The organism is Novosphingobium sp. G106 (assembly GCF_019075875.1).
Lineage (GTDB): Bacteria > Pseudomonadota > Alphaproteobacteria > Sphingomonadales > Sphingomonadaceae > Novosphingobium.
Genome location: NZ_JAHOOZ010000001.1, coordinates 1,828,705 through 1,847,224, shown reverse-complemented (window position 1 = coordinate 1,847,224; position 18,520 = coordinate 1,828,705). Strand labels below are relative to the sequence as shown.

General features: G+C 63.7%; 18 protein-coding genes. 15 read left to right on the top strand and 3 right to left on the bottom strand.

Annotated features, from left to right (window positions below):
• Position 1: 1 nt before the first annotated feature.
• The 3 genes from KRR38_RS08865 (at position 2) to KRR38_RS37700 (ending at position 2,902) form a co-directional block, all read left to right on the top strand.
• A complete protein-coding gene (locus KRR38_RS08865) occupies positions 2-775 on the top strand; it encodes a hypothetical protein (protein WP_217400659.1) in 774 nt (257 codons plus the stop codon).
• On the top strand, positions 772-2,028 hold the full coding sequence (locus KRR38_RS08860) for a hypothetical protein (protein ID WP_217400657.1): 1,257 nt from the start codon (positions 772-774) through the stop codon (positions 2,026-2,028). Before KRR38_RS08865 ends, KRR38_RS08860 begins: the two co-directional genes overlap by 4 nt.
• Positions 2,029-2,443: 415 nt before the next feature.
• Positions 2,444-2,902 carry a cytochrome c gene (locus KRR38_RS37700; protein WP_217400655.1) on the top strand — a complete coding sequence of 153 codons (459 nt, stop codon included), beginning with the start codon at positions 2,444-2,446 and terminating at the stop codon, positions 2,900-2,902.
• A gap of 126 nt (positions 2,903-3,028) precedes the next feature.
• On the opposite strand, the gene KRR38_RS08850 is transcribed toward KRR38_RS37700, so the two are convergent.
• Positions 3,029-3,625, bottom strand: a complete 597-nt coding sequence (locus KRR38_RS08850) for a sugar phosphate isomerase/epimerase (protein ID WP_217400652.1) — start codon at positions 3,623-3,625, stop codon at positions 3,029-3,031.
• 146 nt (positions 3,626-3,771) lie between these two features.
• On the opposite strand from KRR38_RS08850, the gene KRR38_RS08845 reads away from it, so the two are divergent.
• Complete coding sequence (locus KRR38_RS08845; RefSeq protein ID WP_217400650.1) at positions 3,772-3,942, top strand: hypothetical protein; 171 nt, start codon at positions 3,772-3,774, stop codon at positions 3,940-3,942.
• A gap of 313 nt (positions 3,943-4,255) precedes the next feature.
• Here the strand turns inward: KRR38_RS08845 and KRR38_RS08840 are convergent, their stop codons facing one another.
• Positions 4,256-5,197 carry an alpha/beta hydrolase gene (locus KRR38_RS08840; protein ID WP_217400649.1) on the bottom strand — a complete coding sequence of 314 codons (942 nt, stop codon included), beginning with the start codon at positions 5,195-5,197 and terminating at the stop codon, positions 4,256-4,258.
• A 38-nt stretch (positions 5,198-5,235) separates the two neighbouring features.
• Positions 5,236-7,614, bottom strand: a complete 2,379-nt coding sequence (locus KRR38_RS08835; protein ID WP_217400646.1) for a glycoside hydrolase family 3 N-terminal domain-containing protein — start codon at positions 7,612-7,614, stop codon at positions 5,236-5,238.
• A gap of 150 nt (positions 7,615-7,764) precedes the next feature.
• Here KRR38_RS08835 and KRR38_RS08830 point away from each other — a divergent pair, with 150 nt between their 5' ends.
• The 11 genes from KRR38_RS08830 to KRR38_RS08785 all read left to right on the top strand — a co-directional run bounded on the left by KRR38_RS08830 (position 7,765) and on the right by KRR38_RS08785 (position 18,420).
• Positions 7,765-8,394: a TetR/AcrR family transcriptional regulator gene (locus KRR38_RS08830; RefSeq protein ID WP_217400644.1), complete on the top strand. Its 630-nt coding sequence runs from the start codon at positions 7,765-7,767 to the stop codon at positions 8,392-8,394.
• 437 nt (positions 8,395-8,831) lie between these two features.
• The gene (locus KRR38_RS08825) at positions 8,832-9,311 is read left to right on the top strand and encodes an SOS response-associated peptidase family protein (protein WP_375293453.1); all 480 of its coding nucleotides are present in this window, start codon (positions 8,832-8,834) and stop codon (positions 9,309-9,311) included.
• A 232-nt stretch (positions 9,312-9,543) separates the two neighbouring features.
• A complete protein-coding gene (locus KRR38_RS08820) occupies positions 9,544-9,789 on the top strand; it encodes a hypothetical protein (RefSeq protein WP_217400640.1) in 246 nt (81 codons plus the stop codon).
• A 90-nt stretch (positions 9,790-9,879) separates the two neighbouring features.
• Positions 9,880-10,788, top strand: coding sequence for a site-specific integrase (locus KRR38_RS08815; RefSeq protein WP_217400613.1), 909 nt, complete (start codon positions 9,880-9,882; stop codon positions 10,786-10,788).
• A 6-nt stretch (positions 10,789-10,794) separates the two neighbouring features.
• Complete coding sequence (locus KRR38_RS08810) at positions 10,795-11,988, top strand: IS91 family transposase (protein WP_217400611.1); 1,194 nt, start codon at positions 10,795-10,797, stop codon at positions 11,986-11,988.
• A gap of 434 nt (positions 11,989-12,422) precedes the next feature.
• Entirely contained in the window at positions 12,423-13,049 is a 627-nt protein-coding gene (locus KRR38_RS08805; RefSeq protein WP_217400638.1) for a glutathione S-transferase family protein, read from the top strand.
• A 383-nt stretch (positions 13,050-13,432) separates the two neighbouring features.
• Positions 13,433-13,564, top strand: a complete 132-nt coding sequence (locus KRR38_RS36990; RefSeq protein WP_256449406.1) for a hypothetical protein — start codon at positions 13,433-13,435, stop codon at positions 13,562-13,564.
• A 29-nt stretch (positions 13,565-13,593) separates the two neighbouring features.
• The gene (locus KRR38_RS08800; protein ID WP_217400636.1) at positions 13,594-13,917 is read left to right on the top strand and encodes a hypothetical protein; all 324 of its coding nucleotides are present in this window, start codon (positions 13,594-13,596) and stop codon (positions 13,915-13,917) included.
• Between the two features lie 129 nt (positions 13,918-14,046).
• The gene (locus tag KRR38_RS08795) at positions 14,047-14,883 is read left to right on the top strand and encodes a transglutaminase family protein (RefSeq protein ID WP_217400634.1); all 837 of its coding nucleotides are present in this window, start codon (positions 14,047-14,049) and stop codon (positions 14,881-14,883) included.
• Positions 14,884-15,144: 261 nt separating this feature from the next.
• Positions 15,145-17,166: a M3 family metallopeptidase gene (locus KRR38_RS08790; RefSeq protein ID WP_217400632.1), complete on the top strand. Its 2,022-nt coding sequence runs from the start codon at positions 15,145-15,147 to the stop codon at positions 17,164-17,166.
• Positions 17,167-17,460: 294 nt separating this feature from the next.
• The gene (locus KRR38_RS08785) at positions 17,461-18,420 is read left to right on the top strand and encodes an alpha/beta hydrolase (RefSeq protein WP_254514701.1); all 960 of its coding nucleotides are present in this window, start codon (positions 17,461-17,463) and stop codon (positions 18,418-18,420) included.
• Positions 18,421-18,520: the final 100 nt, after the last annotated feature.

Below are 18,520 nucleotides of genomic sequence, written 5' to 3'. Positions count from 1 at the left end.
CGTGCTCGCGTTCGTTTTCGCGGCTGCCACAGCGGTCATAGTCGGCGACGGTCCCCTGCCGCCCGAGGTGAAGTCCGAAGTTCACGGCGATGTGAGCTTCCCGGTCGGGACCCGCGGCGCGCGGCTCTATGTTTACGATGGCGATACGAATGGAAACGATTGCGTCGGCGAGTGCCTGACCATGTGGTATCCGTTTCTCGCGGTGTCCGCCGATCCGGGCATTGGCGACTGGAAGCCGGTGACGCGCCCCTCGCGGCCTACCCAATGGGCCTATAAGGGCCGACCGGTCTATCTTTCCGTGCGCAGCCTGAATCCCAGCGCAGCCGACCCGGAGAAGGTGCGCGGCTGGCATCAGCTGGAGTACGACGTGCGGGCACCGGCGCTGGTCACGCCGCCGGCGGCGAAGATCAACCAGCGCGACAGGGCCTTCTTCCTTGCCGACTATCGCGGGCACACGCTTTACACGTTCTCTCGCGATGGCAGGCAACCAGCCTGCCTCGCCGAGTGCCTCGAGATATGGCAACCGCTGCCGGCGCCCGAACTCGTACGACCGGTCGGTGATTGGCAGCCTGTGAATCGTCCTGACGGGATCCGTCAGTGGGCGTTCCGAAAGAAGCTCGTCTACACCTACAGCGACGATCTCGTCCCGGGCGACGTTCGCGGCGCCGATGCCGGCGGAGTCTGGAAGGCGGTGCAGATTCCTGCCGATCGACGATCGACGCGCAAAGTCGCGGACCGCGGTGATGCCAAGCAAGTGAAAGGAGCCACCCCATGACGAGGACGCTTGCCGAGAAGGTCTCGCGAGTGCGCGTTTCGCTGAATCACACCGTCTCCCGGTACGCCCGGGTCGGCGGCTTGGTCGCTGCCATGGGTACCTCGTTCGCGGTCGGCGTCATGGCGTTCGGTGGCGGTGCGCCGGCGACCGCCGATTCCGCCGGCGTTCGGGTCGCAGCGGCAGCGCTGCAGCCAGAACTCGTCGCGGCGGGCACGCCGCCGGGCCGGCAGATGGGCTTCGTCGCGACCTATTTCTATTACGCCATGTACCAGGGTCCCGAGGCCTGTCCGCAAGGCATGCAGAAGATCGTGACTTCCGCGGAGTTCCTCAAGCAGTTCCCGCAAGAGGAGCGTGACCGCCTGCTGAAGCGCGAGAACATGCGTGAGCTGGCCCGGCTGATGAACGAGAAAGGCAAGCCCGGCATCAACGTATGCCGCGAACCCTGGAAGGGCGACGATCCGAACATGATCTCGCTCTCGGGCGATCGCAACGACGGGCTCAACCTCGATGGGTCGACCTCCGAAGCGCCCGACGACGGCTATTCGTGCGGCCACAAGCAGTATATCGGCGAGAACAACGAACCCGGCATCGACAATCAGTACGGGCGCCTGATGGCGTGCACCAGCGGTACGCGCGAGAAGGGCACTCTCACGCCCTATTTCACACAGGTCATGCGTGACGGCATGTGGTCGATGCTGATCCAGATCAGCAATGTCGACGATCGTCGCAACGATCCGGATGTCACCGTCGATCTGTTCGCGGGCGAAGACACGATGGTCAAGGACCCGACCGGAAACGTGCTGGCCAACGCAAGCCTAGCGCCCAAGACCGACCCCCGGCTCCACGCGCAGCTCAAGGGGCGGATCGTTAACGGCGTGCTGGAAACCACGCCGATCTCGCGGATGCTGATTCCCGACATCATGCTGACCAGTTCGTTCCCACCGATGCAGCTCGATCGGCCGCGTCTGAAGCTGAACTTGCTCGCGAACGGCAATGCGAAGGGTTATCTCGGCGGGTACAAGCCCATCGAACCAACACTGCGCAGCGGCGGCGGCGACGCGATCGGCGAGCCGTACACGGGCATTCCATGCAACGGCATGTGGTGGAACATGCAGAAATTCGCCGACGGCGGGCGCGATGCCAAGACCGGCAAGTGCACGACGATCTCCACGGCTTTTCGCATCGAGGCGATCCCGGCTTTCATCGTGAGGCCGGACAAGGCGCCGGTCCAGACGTTCGCGAAATCGAGGTAATCGGCAGATAATGAACGACGAAGGGAGCGAGTTGCAGCCAGAGGCTCGCGAAGATGGCCGCAGTAAGGCATGCTCGGCGCGGCGTGGCTTGCTCGGAGGTATGGCCGCCGCCGCGATCGGAGCGGTGCTCGCACCGGTCGCGGCACCAGCGCAGGCGCAGGCTCTGCCTTGCCCCACCGGAAATCCCCGCGATCAGGGACTGCGGCGCTCAATCGGCTACCATGCGACATCGTCGGACCCCAAGCGCAGGTGCGAGCTCTGCGGCTTTTTCACGCCGACGTCGGATACTTGCGGGAAATGCGTTCTGCTCAGCGGCGGGGCGGTGACGCCGGCCAGCGTCTGCGATTCATTTTCACCCAAGAGCTAATCGGTGAAAGTTTGCCGAGTTGAATTTAACGCCAGGGATATCGAGTTGATGAGGGCCAAAGTTTTCGTTGCACTTGCACTGACTGTCATGACGGCATCCGCTGCTTACGCGCAGGCACGGACGAATGCGGAGATTATTGCCGCGCGCAAATCACAGTTCATGGAGATCGGCGCGGCGTTCAAGCAGATCAACGATCAGTTGCGGCAGGACGTGCCAATCAAGATCGTTGTCACGCGAGCTTCGACAAAGGTCGTTAATAATCTCAGTCAGGTCGGCGCCAACTTTCCTGTCGGAAGCGCGCGGGCGACGGGCGTGAAGACGAATGCTCTGCCGATAATCTGGTCCGAACGAGCGCGCTTCGATCAGCTGCTGGGTGCTGCGGTCCAAAGTTCCCGGCAGCTGCAGGCTCTGCTCCAAAGCGGTGATTTCGTAGGAGCACGAAATCAGGTTCGTGTCGTGGGCCGATCGTGCGCTGCTTGTCATGACCGATATCGGGTAAAGGAGTGATCGCAGATAATCCGAAGTATCTAAGTTGAGAGAAAGTCAAACTACAATTTTCGGATATAAGGAAAATCTTTCGACGTGTAGTTTGTAATAATCAAAAACGGGGGCGGGATATGAAGAATGCTGCACTTATTTACGCGTCGGCGAGTGTTCTCGGGTTGATGGCATCACCGGCAGCGGCGCAAGTCTGCATCCAAAGATGCTGCTGGGGCGGAGCGATCTGGTCACGAAGGCCTGTCCAGCGTCGCCAGCGGCGACATCATTGTGACGGCGCGCCGCAAGGACGAATCGCTTGAGGATGTTCCGCAGACAATCAACGTCGTAACGGGGAGTCAGCTCGGCCGTCCGCGCTCTTTCTGCGCAAGGTGCAACGGCCTCAGCAAACCGATCAACTGCGTCTGGCCAGATCATGTCGCCGCGCCCGCCGGTCGTCATGATGACCGTCTCCGCGCCGATTTCGGCGGCGATCTCGAGCGTTCGTTCCAGGCGAGCCCTGGCCGCCGTCGCCTCATCGGGAAGCGCAAACGCGAAGGAACGATGCGTCAGCGTCGCAACCGACAGACTCGCGTCGCGCAGCAACTGGGCTGCGGTAGCTGACCCGATCTGAACTATCTGCTCCAGATCAGGGCTAATGCCACGTGCACCGAGCCGAGCAACTGCATCCACGTGACTTCCCAGCTCCGCCGGCGGGAAACACAAGGTATTGATCGATACGGACGGGTGCATGGGACGGATCCTTTCCAAGCCTGGCAGCGGGTGGTTCGCTTTTTAATGACCATTCGTTCCGGCCCGGCCACATGACGGCTTTTCTCGCGGCATTCGGATTGGAAGGGGCAAGGGCGCGCCGCTTCGCCGAGGGAACGGTGCGTCCAATGCTTGAAACGCTCGAGGCGCGGTCCGCGCTACTTCGGAAGATCGGGCGGCAATTCGACGACCTTGTCGGCCGGGAGCTCGGACACCTCTCCGAACTGCTCGGCATCGAGATGGACATTCGCGACCGCGACTATTTCGAGCCGGAGGGCGGGGGCTGGATCGTCAGCTAACGGCTCTCGTGTGCCGGGTCGGTGCTGCGGCGCGGACTGGCACAGGCCTAGCGAGGCGACAGCAGAAAAGAAGGCCCCGGCGCAAGTGCGCCGAGGCCATTTCGGGGAAAAGCGGGGGTAGTGGACCAGCTCGCCGATCCTGCGAGCATCGCCGCTCCGGCTGGCATATCGCCGGCTGCACCGGAGCGCCAGCCGGCTACGGTCACGGATCCCATGGCGCCATGGGGCGCCGGCGCGACGCGTCGTAGCTCCGACCGATGTCGTGACGAGGCTCCCTTGCGCCGATCCGTCAGAACGCCCCTGCCTAGCGAGCCTATTTCGCCGGTCTCAGCAGCCCGCGCGCGTCCAACCAAGCGTTGAATTCCGGCATCATCATCATCGTCGTCGTACCTGGCTTGCCTAAGCCGAAGCCGTGATCGCCCTTTTCATACGCGTGCAGCTCGACTGGGCGCTTGGCCGCGCGCCAGCTCTCGACGATCCCGAAGCCCTGTTTGCCGAACAGGCTGTCGTCCATCGCGATTGCGACAAACATTGGCGGCGCATCTGCCGGCACCGCCGCGGCCGCCGCCATCGGCCCGTAGATGTAGCCGAAAAAGTTTGGGCGCGCCGCGACTGGCGAGGCCGTGGCCGCCTCCAACGTCGCGACCGCGCCCGCCGAAAAGCCGATCAGCCCGACCCGTGCCGGATCGATTTGCCACTTCGCCGCACCTTCGCGGACCAGCTTGATCGCCTGCAACGTGTCGGCTGTAGCGAGCGGCTCGTTCAGCGGCAGCGTGGCGTTCGGATCCGACATCGCCTTCATGAAATCGGCGATCATCTTCTGCGTGAAGGTGGCCTCGTCGCCCGGCGTCTCGTTCGGCCGATATTTCAGGACAAACGCGGCGATGCCGTGATCCGCCAGCCAGCGCGCGATCGGCCAGCCTTCACCGTCCATCGAAAGGAACTTGAACCCGCCGCCCGGTACGATCACGACGGCGGCGCCGCTGGCCTTGCCCGCTGCGGGCAGCACGGGAGTGATCGTCGGGCGACCGACATTGCGCACGACTCGGTTGCCCGACATCATGTCCCAGACTTCGGGTTCCGTGCGCGTTTCGGAGCCCGGCGCTTGGCCGGCATAGAGCGGGATCGCCGCCGCATCGACAGGGGCTGGAATGCGCTTGAACTCCGGCATCTGCGCCGCGGCCGGCACGGCCTGCGCGAGGAGCGCCGCGAACAGGCCGGTCGCGCGAGTCAATTTCAGCAACTTGGTCGTCATCGAGCAATTCCTTCGAAGCGGGTGGGATACTGCCGGCGTCACAGCACGCGCAGCTTCGTCGATTTGAGCGTAGCGGAACTGGCACCGGCCGAGATCGTGAACAGGCCAGGCTCGACCGTCCACTTCATGTCGATATCCCAGAACGCGAGCATGTCTGGCGTGATGGTAAAGCGAACGACGCGCTTCTCGCCGGGCTTCAACGTCACTCGCTCGAACCCCTTCAGTTCCATGACGGGGCGGGGTACCGAGCTTACTTCGTCGCGGATATAGAGCTGCACGACCTCGTCGCCCACGTGGTTGCCGCTATTCGTGACTTCGACCTCGACCGTCGTACCATCGCCGCTGCGGACTTCGGCGCTGCCGACGCGCGGTGGCGACATGTCGAAGGTCGTATAGCTCAACCCGTGTCCGAACGGATAGAGCGGGGCTGGATCGCCTTCGATGTAGGGGCGCGCACGCGCCGACGGGTGGCGATTGTAGAAGACCGGAAGATCGCCGACGGCGCGCGGGATCGACACTGTGAGCTTGCCGCCGGGCGACACCTTGCCGAACAGGATATCGGCAAAGGCGTTTCCGCCCTCCTGCCCGAGATACCAGCCTTCGAGCAGCGCGTTAGCCTTTTCCGCAAGCCGCGTGACCGCCAGCGGCCGCCCGTTGAGCAGCAAGGCGACGACCGGCTTGCCGAGTGCAAGCATCGCCTCGACCAGTTCGTCCTGATCGCCGTACAGGCCGAGCGTATCGCGGTCGCCCGGCCGAATGTTCAGGACGGCTTCGCGCGTGATCGTGGCGTTGTCGCCGAGCACCAACAGGACGATGTCGGACCGTTGCGCCAGCTCGACCGCTCTGCGAATGCGTTCCGCATTGTCTGCATGCGAAGTGCGAATGACCGCGGGTCCGGCGAGCGCAGCGAAAGGCCCGAGCACGCTGGGTCCCGTTTCCGCGTCGGTCAGACGAACGCCCTCGGCATATTCGATCGACAGCGCGGTGCCAGCGGCCATCAGCCCATCGAGAATGCCGACCGCGTTTGCGTTGATGCCCGAATAGCCCCCGAACATCGGCTCGACCGCATTCGGCCCAATCACCGCGAGTCTCGTCTTCTTGCGGGGATCGAGCGGCAGGACGCCATCGTTCCTGAGCAGGACGATGCCCTTCTGCGCCGCGGTACGCGCGAGCGCGATGTCCGCCGCCATGTTGGTGCCTCGCGTCGCCAGCCTGACGTCGGCATAGGGATTCTCGAAGAGCCCAGCCTCGAATTTGAGCGTCAGGATGCGCGCGACCGCGGCATCGAGCAACGTCGCCGACACACGCCCCGCGCGGATCAGTGCAGGGAGCCTGGCAAAGGCCTCGCCGTCCGGCAGCTCCGCATCCACGCCGGCCTTCAGCGCGAGGATCGCCGCTTCGCCGGTGTCGGTGGCGACGTGATGATCGGTGACGAGGTTCGTGACGCCGCCATAGTCGCTGAGATAGGCCCCTGTGAACCCGAGCCGCTCGCGTCCTGTCACAGTCAGCAGCTCGTGGCTCGCATGTGCGGGGACGCCGTTCACTTCGTTGTAGGACGGCATGATCGCCGCCGGATTGGTCGCCTTGATGACCTCTGCGAACGGCACGAGGTAGTTCTCGCGCAGATTGCGCTCGCTGGTGTCAGCAGGCGCGATGTTGACTCCGTTCTCGGGCGATCCGTGGACGAAATGCTTGAGCGTCACGAAGACGCGGTCGCGCGCCAGCGGTCGAGTCCGCCCCTGCAACCCGCGCACTGCGGCGATGCCCATCTGCGCGGTGAGGTGCGGGTCTTCGGAAAACGTTTCGCCCGCTCGCCCCCAGCGCGGTTCGCGCATCAGATCGATCACGGGGGCGAGGACGATTGTTGCGCCGCCCAGCCGTGCCTCGCGCCCGGCGACAGTAAAGACGCGCTCGACCAACGCCGGATCCCAGGTGCTGCCCAGCGCCGGCGGGCTCGGGAAGATCGTCGCGCCATCGGCGACATAACCGTGCGCAGCCTCGTCATGGAACAGCGCGGGAATGCCGAGCCTGGTCTTCTCGAGCAGGAAGCGCTGCACCCCGTTGACGAAATCGACCGCCTCCTTGCGTGTCGCCCAGATCGTCCGCGGCATCCGCGCGCTGCCGATCGTATCGTGCGGCATCCCGATCTGGCCAATGCCGTCGGCGATCGCCGCTGCCGCCTTTTCGGGCGAGAAGACGTCGCCGTCGAGTAGCCGGCTCTTCGACATCCACATCGAGCGGACCTGCGCGACCTTCTCTTCAAGCGTCATGCGGGCGAGCAAGTCGCGGACGCGGTCCTCCATCGGCACGCGCGTGTTACGATAAGCCATGTCCGCTGCTGCCGCCGCGCGGCTCGCGATCAGCGCAGCGCAGGATCCCAGCAGCGTCCTGCGCGTCAGCGATAATGTCCGAGCCATCGTGATCCCCCTCGCCCTTGCATACCCTGCGCCAGCGCGGGCTTTCTTCCGGGTAACTTACTGAGCACTTAGGAGGTTGGCAAGGCCTCAGGACGGACCTAGAACGCTGGTGACCATGCCACCGTGCCCTACCATTGATCGCTCGCCGGGATGACCGACGCCTTGACCCTGCAGCGTAAACGCTTCACCGCGCGGCCGCGAATGATCCTGGACGAGGCAATCCGGATTATCGGCCAGCGCGGCTATTACGGTTTCACAATCAAGGAGCTGGCAGACAATTGCGGCCTGACCGTCGCCGGGGTGCTGCACCATTTCGGCTCAAAGGTCGCGCTGCTTGTGGCGCTGTTGAAAGACCGCGACGAACGCGATTCCCGCCTGGCGTTTGCCGGGATGGCGATCCCGGCGGACGCTGCGGCCGATCAGCTCTCGCTCACCGATGTCAGGACGATCCTGCACAATATCGTCGCGCACAATAGCGGCCAGCCTGAACTGGTGCGCCTCTATTCGATGTTGCGGACGGAAGCGGTCTATCCGCAACATCCTGCGTTCGACTACTTTCAGAAACGTACAGCGATGGCGCTCGAGACGTTTACGGCGATGCTGCAGGATAAGGTTGATGCACCGCGATCCGTCGCGATCCACCTGCTTGGCCTGATGGGGGGCCTGGAAGATATCTGGTTGCGCGATCAGCAGGGCATCGATCTGGTTGCGGAATGGGATCGCGCCGCCGACAGGATTTTCGGTGAGAACCGATCTGACCAGGCGTTGGGCGGCGTATGACCCGAGCACGCCCAAAGCCGTGAAGAAACGGAAATTCGTGACCACCTCCTGCCAGCGCGCGGTCGATCGCTCCGGAATTTCCCGCGTCCACACTATCGGGATTTCTACGAGCGCCAACACAAGTACTGATCTGCTAATTCAGGGTGGTGTTAGCGCGGTGTGGCACAGCGGCAGATCTGGCCCGTGCCGGAGCCAGGCTGCGCCCTGGCGACCAGGTGGCGTGCTCGACACCTGGCGAAGCCATCAGCGCGGCGAGAGCCATGCTGTAATCCGCATCCCAGTGGTTCCGCTCAAGGAAGATGGCGGTGGCTGTTCGCCCGTGTCCGTGAGCGCCAGGCTCGCGATCGGAATCTCGGTACCGAGGTTCAGCCGCAGGCCTTCGACGAAACACCGCAACCCCGTTCGCCTCGGATGCGGCGGAGGGCACCCTTCGTCCGATCATTCGATACAAGCGCGACGGTTCAGGCAAGAAGGAAGTGGTCAATGCGCACTGGGGTTCCAACCCGCGGTTCAGCGACGGCGTCGAGTTCCGCTTCGTTCGATCGGAGGGCAAGACCTTTCCCGCGCATCGCTGCCTGATCCCCGCTTCGGAATTCCGAATGAAGGTTGGCAAGAAGGACTACCGGGTCACGCTCGACGACGGCAATTTCTTCTATCTCGCGGGGTTTTGGGAGCCGGCGATGAACGGCTGGCCGCTGGCGTTCCGGGTGATCACCATCGCCGCCAATGCCGAGGTGTCGCACTATCAGGACCGGCACGGCGCGATCGTGTTGCGCCGCCAGGTCATGGACTGGCTCGACGGCACCGTGCCCGAAGGCGAACTGCTGGCGACGCCGCCGGCGCACATGTTTGTGATCGAGGAGATCGGCGGCAGATCCCGAAAGCGGAAGCCGGTGCAGAGGCAACTCGCGCTCTGACGGGAATGACCCTCGCAAACCCTGTCACCTGACTGCGGCGCCTCGCGCGGACCGGCGTCCGCGCGACCGCGCTCTATGGCTGCGCCACCGAGCCCGGCGGAGCCGGTCTCGGCCTAACGGTCGCGATCGCTGGCGCGGGCCGGCCGGGCCGGCCTGTTGGAGCGGGGCAGGGACGCACACTGCCGGGCCGCTGCGCGGGCCGCGGCAGGGTGCGGGGCCTGATATGGGCCCCGTGGGCACTCGCGCGTCGCAGCCGGGCGGCACGCCCGCTTTCGCCCTGTCGGCGATCGCCGCCAGTGCGAAACCGACCTTGCGCCGCCTGTCCGGCTGCGCCGCGCGGGGTCCCGTTTTTTCGGCCGCCGCTCAGGCGGCGGCGATGCCTGTCGTCGAGGCAATCGCCGACGTGTGGGGGAAGGCGAACGTCTACGAACGCCGACTTGTACGAACCCGCTGGCGCGGGAGTGGTGCCTGGGTCTGATGTTGCGATGACCGCGGGAGGTTCGCGCTTCAGTTGAGCGAAGCCCAAGGCGGGCGGACGCTCCTGACTCCTTCAACAAGGAGTCGACCGATGATCAACACAAGTTCTGACATTCCCGCCACGTCGCTGCGCGAGCGCTTCGTCGAAGACATGAACGTGCGCCGGCTATCGCTGGCAACGCAGCACAACTATCTCCGCGACGTTACACGGTTCGCGAACTGGCTGGGCCGTCCGCCCGATCGGGCGACCGACGAGGATTTGCGGCGATACCAGATCGAGCAGAGCGAGACAGGCCTCGGGGCGCCGGCCATGAATATGGCGGTCTCAGCCTTACGGTTCTTCTACACTCGCACGCTGGGTCGGCCGGACCTGACCCGCAAGCTCCACCGGGTGAAGCACCCACGCTCGCTGCCCACGGTGCTCAGCCGCGACGAGGTCATGCGGATGCTCGATGCCACGACGAGCATCAAGCACCAGGCGATCCTCTCGGTCGCCTACGGAGCCGGCCTTCGCGCGTCGGAGGTGACCAGGCTCAAGGTCCGCGATATCGATAGTGAGCGCATGCTGCTCCGGGTTCAGTGCGGCAAGGGCGGTCGGCACCGCAACGCCATGCTGGCGCACGACCTGCTGGTACTTTTGCGCGAGTGGTGGAAGATCGGTCGGCAGCAGGGTGTGATGTATCCCGACGGTTGGCTGTTCCCCGGGCAGCATTACCTGAAGCCGATCTGCTACCGGCAGGTCCATCGTATCGCTGCCGAAGCGGCCCATGCGGCGGGCATCACCAAGCGGGTCGGACCACATACGCTGCGCCATAGCTTCGCGACCCATCTGCTCGAAGACGGCGTGGACATCCGCATCATCCAGGTCCTGCTCGGCCACGCCCAGCTGACGACCACGTCACTCTACACGAGGGTGGCGACCCGGACGGTGAAGAACGTGATCAGTCCGCTCGATCGGCTGAGCATGTTCCCAGGCTCGCAGGCGGCGCCCGACGGCTGAGGCGGCTTGCGCACCTCGCTCGAGGTCGCCGACATCTTCCGCGCTGCTGGTCCCGGCTACCGGGCCGCCCATGCCGGGCATCTGGGCCTCATGCAGCTCAAGGTGATGACGGCGATCGAGAAATGCCGCACCGCTGCGCTGGGCGGTCACGTCGAAGCCTGCGAGGACTGCGGGCACTGGCGGATCGCCTACAACAGCTGCCGCAACCGGCACTGCCCCAAGTGCCAGGGCGCGGCGGCGCGAACCTGGCTGGTCGAGCGTGAGGCCGACCTGCTCCCGGTCGGCTACTTCCACGTTGTCTTCACGCTGCCCGCCGAGATCGCCGACATCGCCTGGCAGAACAAGGCGGTGGTCTACGATCTGCTGTTCCGGGCGGCGTCGGAGACGATGCTGACCATCGCCGCCGACCCCAAGCACCTCGGCGCGCGCATCGGCATCACCGCGGTGCTCCATACCTGGGGCTCGGCGATGACGCACCATCCGCACGTGCACATGATCGTTCCGGGCGGCGGTATCGCGCCGGATGGCGCACGCTGGATATCGTCGCGACCGGCGTTCCTCCTGCCGGTGCGCGTGCTCGGCGCGCTGTTCCGCAGGATCTTCGTCACCCGTCTGATCCAGCTGCACGACGCCCGCCGGCTCGCGTTCTTCGGCGAGAGGGCGCGCCTGACCGACCGGCGAGCCTTCCTTCGCCACCTCTCCCCGGTCCGGAAGAAGCGCTGGGTGGTCTACGCCAAGCCGCCGTTCGCCGGGCCTCAGGCCGTGCTCGCCTATCTATCCCGCTATACCCACCGCGTGGCGATCTCGAACCGCCGCCTGATCGCGTTCGACGAGCGCGGCGTCACGTTCGGCTACAAGGACTATCGCCGCGAGGGACCAGAGCGCCAGCGCGTCATGACGCTTCCCGCCGACGAGTTTATCCGGCGGTTCCTGCTCCACGTCCTGCCGCGCGGCTTCCACCGCATCCGGCACTACGGCCTGCTCGCCGGCTCTACCCGCAAGGCCAGCATCGCTCGTGCCCGCGAGCTTCTCTGCGTTCCCGCGAGCACGGAAGAGCCCAGCCCGGACGAGCCGCCCGATCAGCGCCCGCCATGCCCATGCTGCGGCGGACACATGATCATCATCGAGGCCTTCCAGCGCTGGCAGCAGCCCAGAGCGCCACCGACGATAGCATTGCCCATCCGGGAGACCACGCCATGACCCGGCATGGCCTGCACGCAATCCATCCCTGCCAAAGCCGCATCGCAGGGGAGCATGCGGCTCGTCCGATGCGCCACTCTCTTCCAGAAAGGGCCATCAAAAGGTGGGTCGGCCCATTGATCGCGCCTTTGCGGCCGGGCCGTGATCGGCCTTCTGGTGGCTGGACAATACGGCCAGGCTCGCGGCCATCCGCTTGCGAGCTGCACCGGAATCCTAAATCCCCATAGCCCAGCGCCTGCGGCTCCGCGGGTCGTACACGTCAGGGTTTAGTACGCCTGACGGCGCCCGAAACCCTTCGACATTGCGGACATTCGCGTCCCTTCGGGTGACCTCCAAATCTGTCGTTCGCTAATTTGAAGGCGCTTGCTTGGAGTGCCAAGGTCAAATGGCTTTGCTAGGGGCTATCGTCAGTGGTTGTTGGAAAGGGTCAGTCGATGATTACCGTTTGGGGTGGACAGACCTCGCGATCGATCCGGGTCGTCTGGGTGCTGGAGGAGATGGGCCTTCCCTACTGTGTGCGGCAGGTCGACATGCTGGCCGCCGAGCAAGACCCCGAATTTCTGGCGGTCAACTCCGCCGACTACATCCCGGCGATTCAGGACGGCGACGTCACCATGGTGGAGTCGATCGCAATCATGGAGTACCTCATGGCACGCTACGGGCCGACGCCGCTGGCGCCGGCGCCGCACGATCCGAACTTTGCCGCGTACCAGCAGTTTCTGCACCTCGGTGAAGCCGGCCTCGCAACTCTAATGATGCCCGTCGTCGTCAGCCGCTTCATCGCGCCCGAGACCGAGAGGGAGAACTGGGGCGCGACCTGGTGCCTGCGGTCGTTCCAAAAAAGGCTGAAGCTGGTCAGCGGGCGGCTCGCCAGTTCGCCCTACCTAGCGGGCGAGGCTTTCACTGCCGCTGACATATCGGTCACCTACGCCTTGAACCTGGGTCAAAGGAACTGCGGCATCACTCTGGGCGACGCCGAACAAGCCTACATCGCCCGCACGACAGGCCGCGACGCCTATAGGCGCGCCACGGAACGTTCGCACGAAGGGGTGAGCACCTAACCTCTGGGTGCTCCGCTAATTGGGGCGTGAGACGAGAGACGCCGACATTGCTGACATTTGGAAACCTATTTGCGGCTCGTCGAAAGCAGCCGCTCATTAAGCTCGCCGAGCGGATACACGAACACCGTGCAAGTTACATGCTGCCGGGTGGCATATGTCGAGGTGAGGCGATCGCGATCGTGCCGGCCCGGAAGGGCGCTCGACGTTCCTCAGCTCAAGTCCGCCGGATTCACGCCAGTTTGTGATCGTGAGTCGATTGCAACCGAAGCCCTGCAATTTGCAGCACTGCCGACGGCCGGCACGAAAAATTCGAATGCGCAATCGGAAGGATTGAACCGCACGCGCGTTCTAATCGGACGAAGATCGCCGAAGGAGTGTGATCCATGCCTGATGAGACCTTGCGACCCAAAAAGCTGACGCCGGCCCCTGAACACGAAAAACCGGAAACAGAGCCGGTCAATCCCAACAAACCGCCCCAGCCCAAGCGTCAGGATGACGGACAACAGGCTGCCTGAGCGATCTTCGTTCCCTGGGAGAAGCTGCAGTGACAGGACAGATCCCCGAACATTGGTTTGATGAAGTCAGGCTTTGGGCGAAGGGGTGGCCAAGGGTCGCCGCGGCCTATGCATTCGGGCCCTGGGCCACTGGCGCGCAGGGCGCGGACCCCTTGGGCATAGAGATCGTTCTCACGGACGATGCCGCTGAAAGCCAGCTTGTTTTTGCAACGGCAAATCTGAAGGAGATGCGCTCAAGCCTTTCGCGGCGCCTTCCGGTCGCTGTGGATTTGCAAGTTGCTCTTCCGGGCGATGCGATAGCCTGGCCGTCAATCGAGCAGCACGGTTTGCTGATCTATCAATGCGCGCTCTAGGCTCGCAGCGATGCTGGCCCGTTAGATCTCAGACTAGCGAGGGCTCGCGGTTTGTCGCGTTTTTGAGGAACGATCCCTGATTCTGCCCGTTATCCGGCGACTCTCCTGAGACTGGGACCCGAGGATACCATGCTGATCAAGGCCGGATTTGACATAGAGTTTGAGACGACAACGCGCGTACCGTTGACGGCGCTTCTCAGTATCCACCCGTCCCGCAATCGCGATCTTCTGACGCCGCATCGCATATCGGTGAGCCCTGACATCGCGATCTATGACTATCTTGACGCGTTTGGAAATCTCGCCACCCGCTTGACCTTGCCCGAGGGCGGCGCCCGGCTGCGGTGCGAATTTCTGATCGAGGATAGCGGCCGGCCCGACCTTGCAGCGCCCGACGTACCGGTCACTCCGATCGAAGAGTTGCCCGAGACCGCCCTCCCATTTCTTCTGGCGAGCCGGTACTGCGAGACGGAGAAATTGATACCCACGGCCTGGCAGATGTTTGGCGGCATTCGCTCGGCGCGCGGCCGGGTGGAAGCCATCGTCGACTGGGTCCATCGCCGCATCCAATTTGGCTATCATCATGCGCGGTGCACGCGCACGGCCTGGGAAGGCTATAACGAGCAGGTCGGTGTCTGCCGCGACTTCGCGCACCTCGCCGTCACCCTGTGCCGGGCGGTAAATATTCCCGCGCGCTATTGCACAGGCTATCTCGGGGACATCGGCGTGCCACCGGTCGATGCGCCGATGGATTTCTCGGCCTGGTTCGAAGTGTTCGTTGACGGCGGCTGGTACACCTATGACGCGCGCCACAATGAGCCTCGGATCGGCCGCATCGTCATGGCCCGCGGACGCGATGCTACCGACGTTGCGATAACGACAGCGTTTGGACCGGCGGTACTCAAGAAGTTCGAAGTCACCACCGACGAGGTGGCGAGTGAGCCGGACGCAGTGCGGCAGGCTGCCTGAAGGTCGGCGCATGTGGACGGTTGCGATGATGATGGGCGGCGCTCTGGTCGGATGGCTGGCGCGTCACGCCTTTGAGGGTGAGAGTAGCGGCTGGAAGTAGTGATGAAGAGGCGCAATCGTTGCGCCGCCGCGAAGGCCATGATGCCGCACCAGGTCTGCGGCCCTCTCGCCGAAACCATAACAGGGGTGGCATATCCGGGATGGCGACGATCGCGTGCAAGGCGTACCGACGGTAATCGCCGCTTGAGCAAGGGTCAGCTGATGAATGAGACCGCCAACCCCTTGCTTGCAGCCTGGGACGGTCCGCTTGGATCGCCACCATTCGATGCAATCCTGCCGGAGGATTTTATCTCCGCCTGCAAGCAGGCGATTGCTTCCCATGATGAAGAGCTGGCTGCGATCGTAACGTGCACAGCGCCAGCCAATTTCGACGATGTCATCGCAGCGCTCGAGCGATCGGGCGCGACCCTGGCGCGCATCCGTCGGCTTTTCTGGACACTCGCCTCTGCCCAGGCCACCCCAGCGATCCGTGCGATCGAAGGTGAAATGTCCGCGCTGCTTAGCAGTCATGGCACGGCGATCAGCCACGACGCGGCGCTATTTTCGCGCATTGCAGCTGTCTATGCAGACCGCGGTTCGGCGGGCCTGACTGCCGAGCAAAAGCGACTGGTAGAAAACACCTATGCGAGTTTTGTTCGCGGCGGTGCGGCCTTGGCCGAAGGTGCAAAAGCGCGCTTCGCTGACATCGACGCACGCCTCGCGGAGCTGTCCGTCATGTTCGGACAGAATGTGCTGGCAGCAACCAACGCTTGGACACTCTCGCTTGGGGAGGAGGACCTTGCCGGTCTTCCCCAATCTTTGCGTGATGCGGCCGCTGCCCGGGCCCTGGCCGCGGGCGAGGCCGGGCAATATTATTTTACGCTCGATCGCACCGACTACGAAGGTTTCCTGGCATTTTCGGCGCGCCGCGATCTGCGTGAACGGTTGTGGCGGGCGTTCACGAGCCGCTGCGATGGCGGTGGATACGACAATTGGCCGGGCATTGCGGAAACGCTGGCTCTGCGACATGAGCGCGCCCAACTGCTCGGCTACCCCGACTATGCTGCCTATCAACTCGATGACAGCATGGCGAAGACGCCGGACGCGGCGCTGGCGCTTCTCATGCAGCTCTGGGAACCCGCCAAGGTGCGGGCGGCAGAGGAAGCAGCCGAACTCCAGCGCTTTATCGAAGCTGATGAGGAGACGTTCGCGCTCGCTCCCTGGGACTGGCGCTTCTACGCCGAACGTGTTCGCCGCGACCGGTTTGCCCTCGATGGTGCCGCGATCCAGCAGCACCTTCGGCTCGATCGCGTGAGGTCCGCTGCCTTCGAGGTTGCGGGCCGGCTCTACGGCCTGCACTTTGCGCGCCGCGAGGACATCGCGACCTATCACCCCGATGCCTGGGTCTGGGAGGTGTTGCGCGAAGACGGTTCGACTGTTGGCCTACTGCTGACCGACTATCTCGCGCGGCCAGAGAAGCATGGTGGCGCTTGGATGGGCAGTCTTCGCGTCCAGGAAAAGCTCGATGGCCCCATCTTGCCGATCGCCTATCTGGTCGCGAACTTCGCCTCGGCGCCGCCCCCCGATACCGCGGCCACGCGGCTGTCGCTCGACGAAGCGAGGACCCTGTTTCATGAGTTCGGTCATGCCCTCCACGGCTTGCTGTCGGACGTTACCTATCCGAGCCTTTCCGGGACTGCAGTCGCCAGGGATTTTGTCGAGTTCCCCAGCAAGTTCATGGAAAACTGGATCATCAGCCGCGAAGTGCTGGGCAGCTTGGGCGTTGCGCCCCAATTGATCGATGCGATACGCCGCGCCGAAACCTACGGCCAGGGTTTCGCCACATTGGAGCTGGTGTCCTGCGCGTTGATCGACCTCGCGCTCCATTCAGATTCGGCGCGTGGTGCTGATCCCGAGCAATTTGTGGAAGCAGAACTGGAGAGGCTGAGCATGCCGGGAGTGATCGGGCTGAGGCATCGCCTCCCGTATTTCACCCACGTGTTCGATGGCGGCTACGCGAGCGCCTACTACAGCTATCTGTGGTCGGAGGTCCTCGATGCCGATGCCTTCGCCGCATTCGTCGAGGCGGGCGACCTATTCGATCCGGCGACCGCGTCGCGGTTCAAAGCGGAGGTTCTGGCCCAGGGCGACAAGCGGGATCCGATGGAGTCGTTCGTGGCGTTCCGGGGTCGCAGGCCAGACGGTGGGCCGCTGATGCAGGCGCGCGGGCTTGCAAATGTATGATCTATCGTCCTCGGGACTATAAAGAGACTTGCTTCGCTTGAGGGCGGTCTAGTCAACGCCTTTCAGCATCGGCGGAAAATGGTCAGAACCTTTCAGCGTGCATTGACGCCGACTTACCCGCCGTTCAGGGCTTCTTACGGCCCTCCCGAAACCGGCCGTTCGTCAACAGTCGGGCGCTGCTCATTTCCAGCTAGCGAAAAACGATCTGGCATCGTGCCCACGATCGAAGCGGCCTTACGTTCTCATCGCAAGTTCTCGCTTCTAGGCTGAACCCGAATGGCATTGGAGAGGGACATGTCGACAATCGGACTTGTAGATAATGAACTGCGCCGATTTCTGACCGATTTCCCGATACCGGAAATGGATGCGGAGCATCTCGCGGCGGTTCGGGCAGCTCCCTCAATCCCGTATCCAGAATCTCCTGACATCCAGGCGATCGGTGTGGCCGAGCATTACATCAAGTGCGATGACGGAAGCCCGGATGTTCGCGTCTTAATCTATCGTACGACCGCCAAGGACGTTGCCAGCCCAGCCATCCTGCACATGCACGGCGGCGGTATGGTCCTTGGCGCTCCAGAGATGTCGGATGCCACCAATCGCATTCACGCGGCCGCACTCGGGGCGATCATTGTCTCGGTAGATTATCGGCTGCCACCAGAGCATCCTTTTCCGGCGCCGCTGGAGGATTGCTACGCTGCCTTGAAATGGCTTCACGGCAACGCCTCGAACCTTGGAGTGGACCGCGCTCGAATTGCCGTGAAGGGAGAGAGCGCCGGCGGCGGACTCGCCGCCGGCCTTGCCCTACTTGCACGGGATCGCGGCGAAGTGCCCGTGACGTTCCAATGCCTGACCTATCCGATGATAGACGACCGCCCCGCGTGCGAGCCTCATCCTCACACCGGGGAATTTGTCTGGACCAGCCGGAGCAACCGGTTCGGGTGGTCATGCTATTTGGGTCAAGAGCCCGGAGGTGAGGGTGTGTCGCCCTATGCAGCGCCGGCGCGTGCGGTGGACCTGTCTGGCCTGCCGCCGGCCCTCATCATTGCAGCCTCGCTCGACCTCTTCCTGGAAGAGAATCTTGAATATGCGCGGCGCCTTCTCCGCGCCGGCGTCCCCGTCGAAGTGATCGTATATCCCGGCGCATATCACGGATTCCCCATGGCCGGAGCAACTGCTCTGAACCGCCGGTACGAGCGGGATATCAGGGAAGCACTCGTGAATGCGCTTTCAAAAAAGCACGCGCAGAAGGATTGAGGTTGGCTGACGCGAGGGGGCGAGAGTCAGGCCCCGCCGACAAACGGCCCTTCGAAACCTCAAATCAACTCCTTGATACCTGCCGTATATTCAAATGACA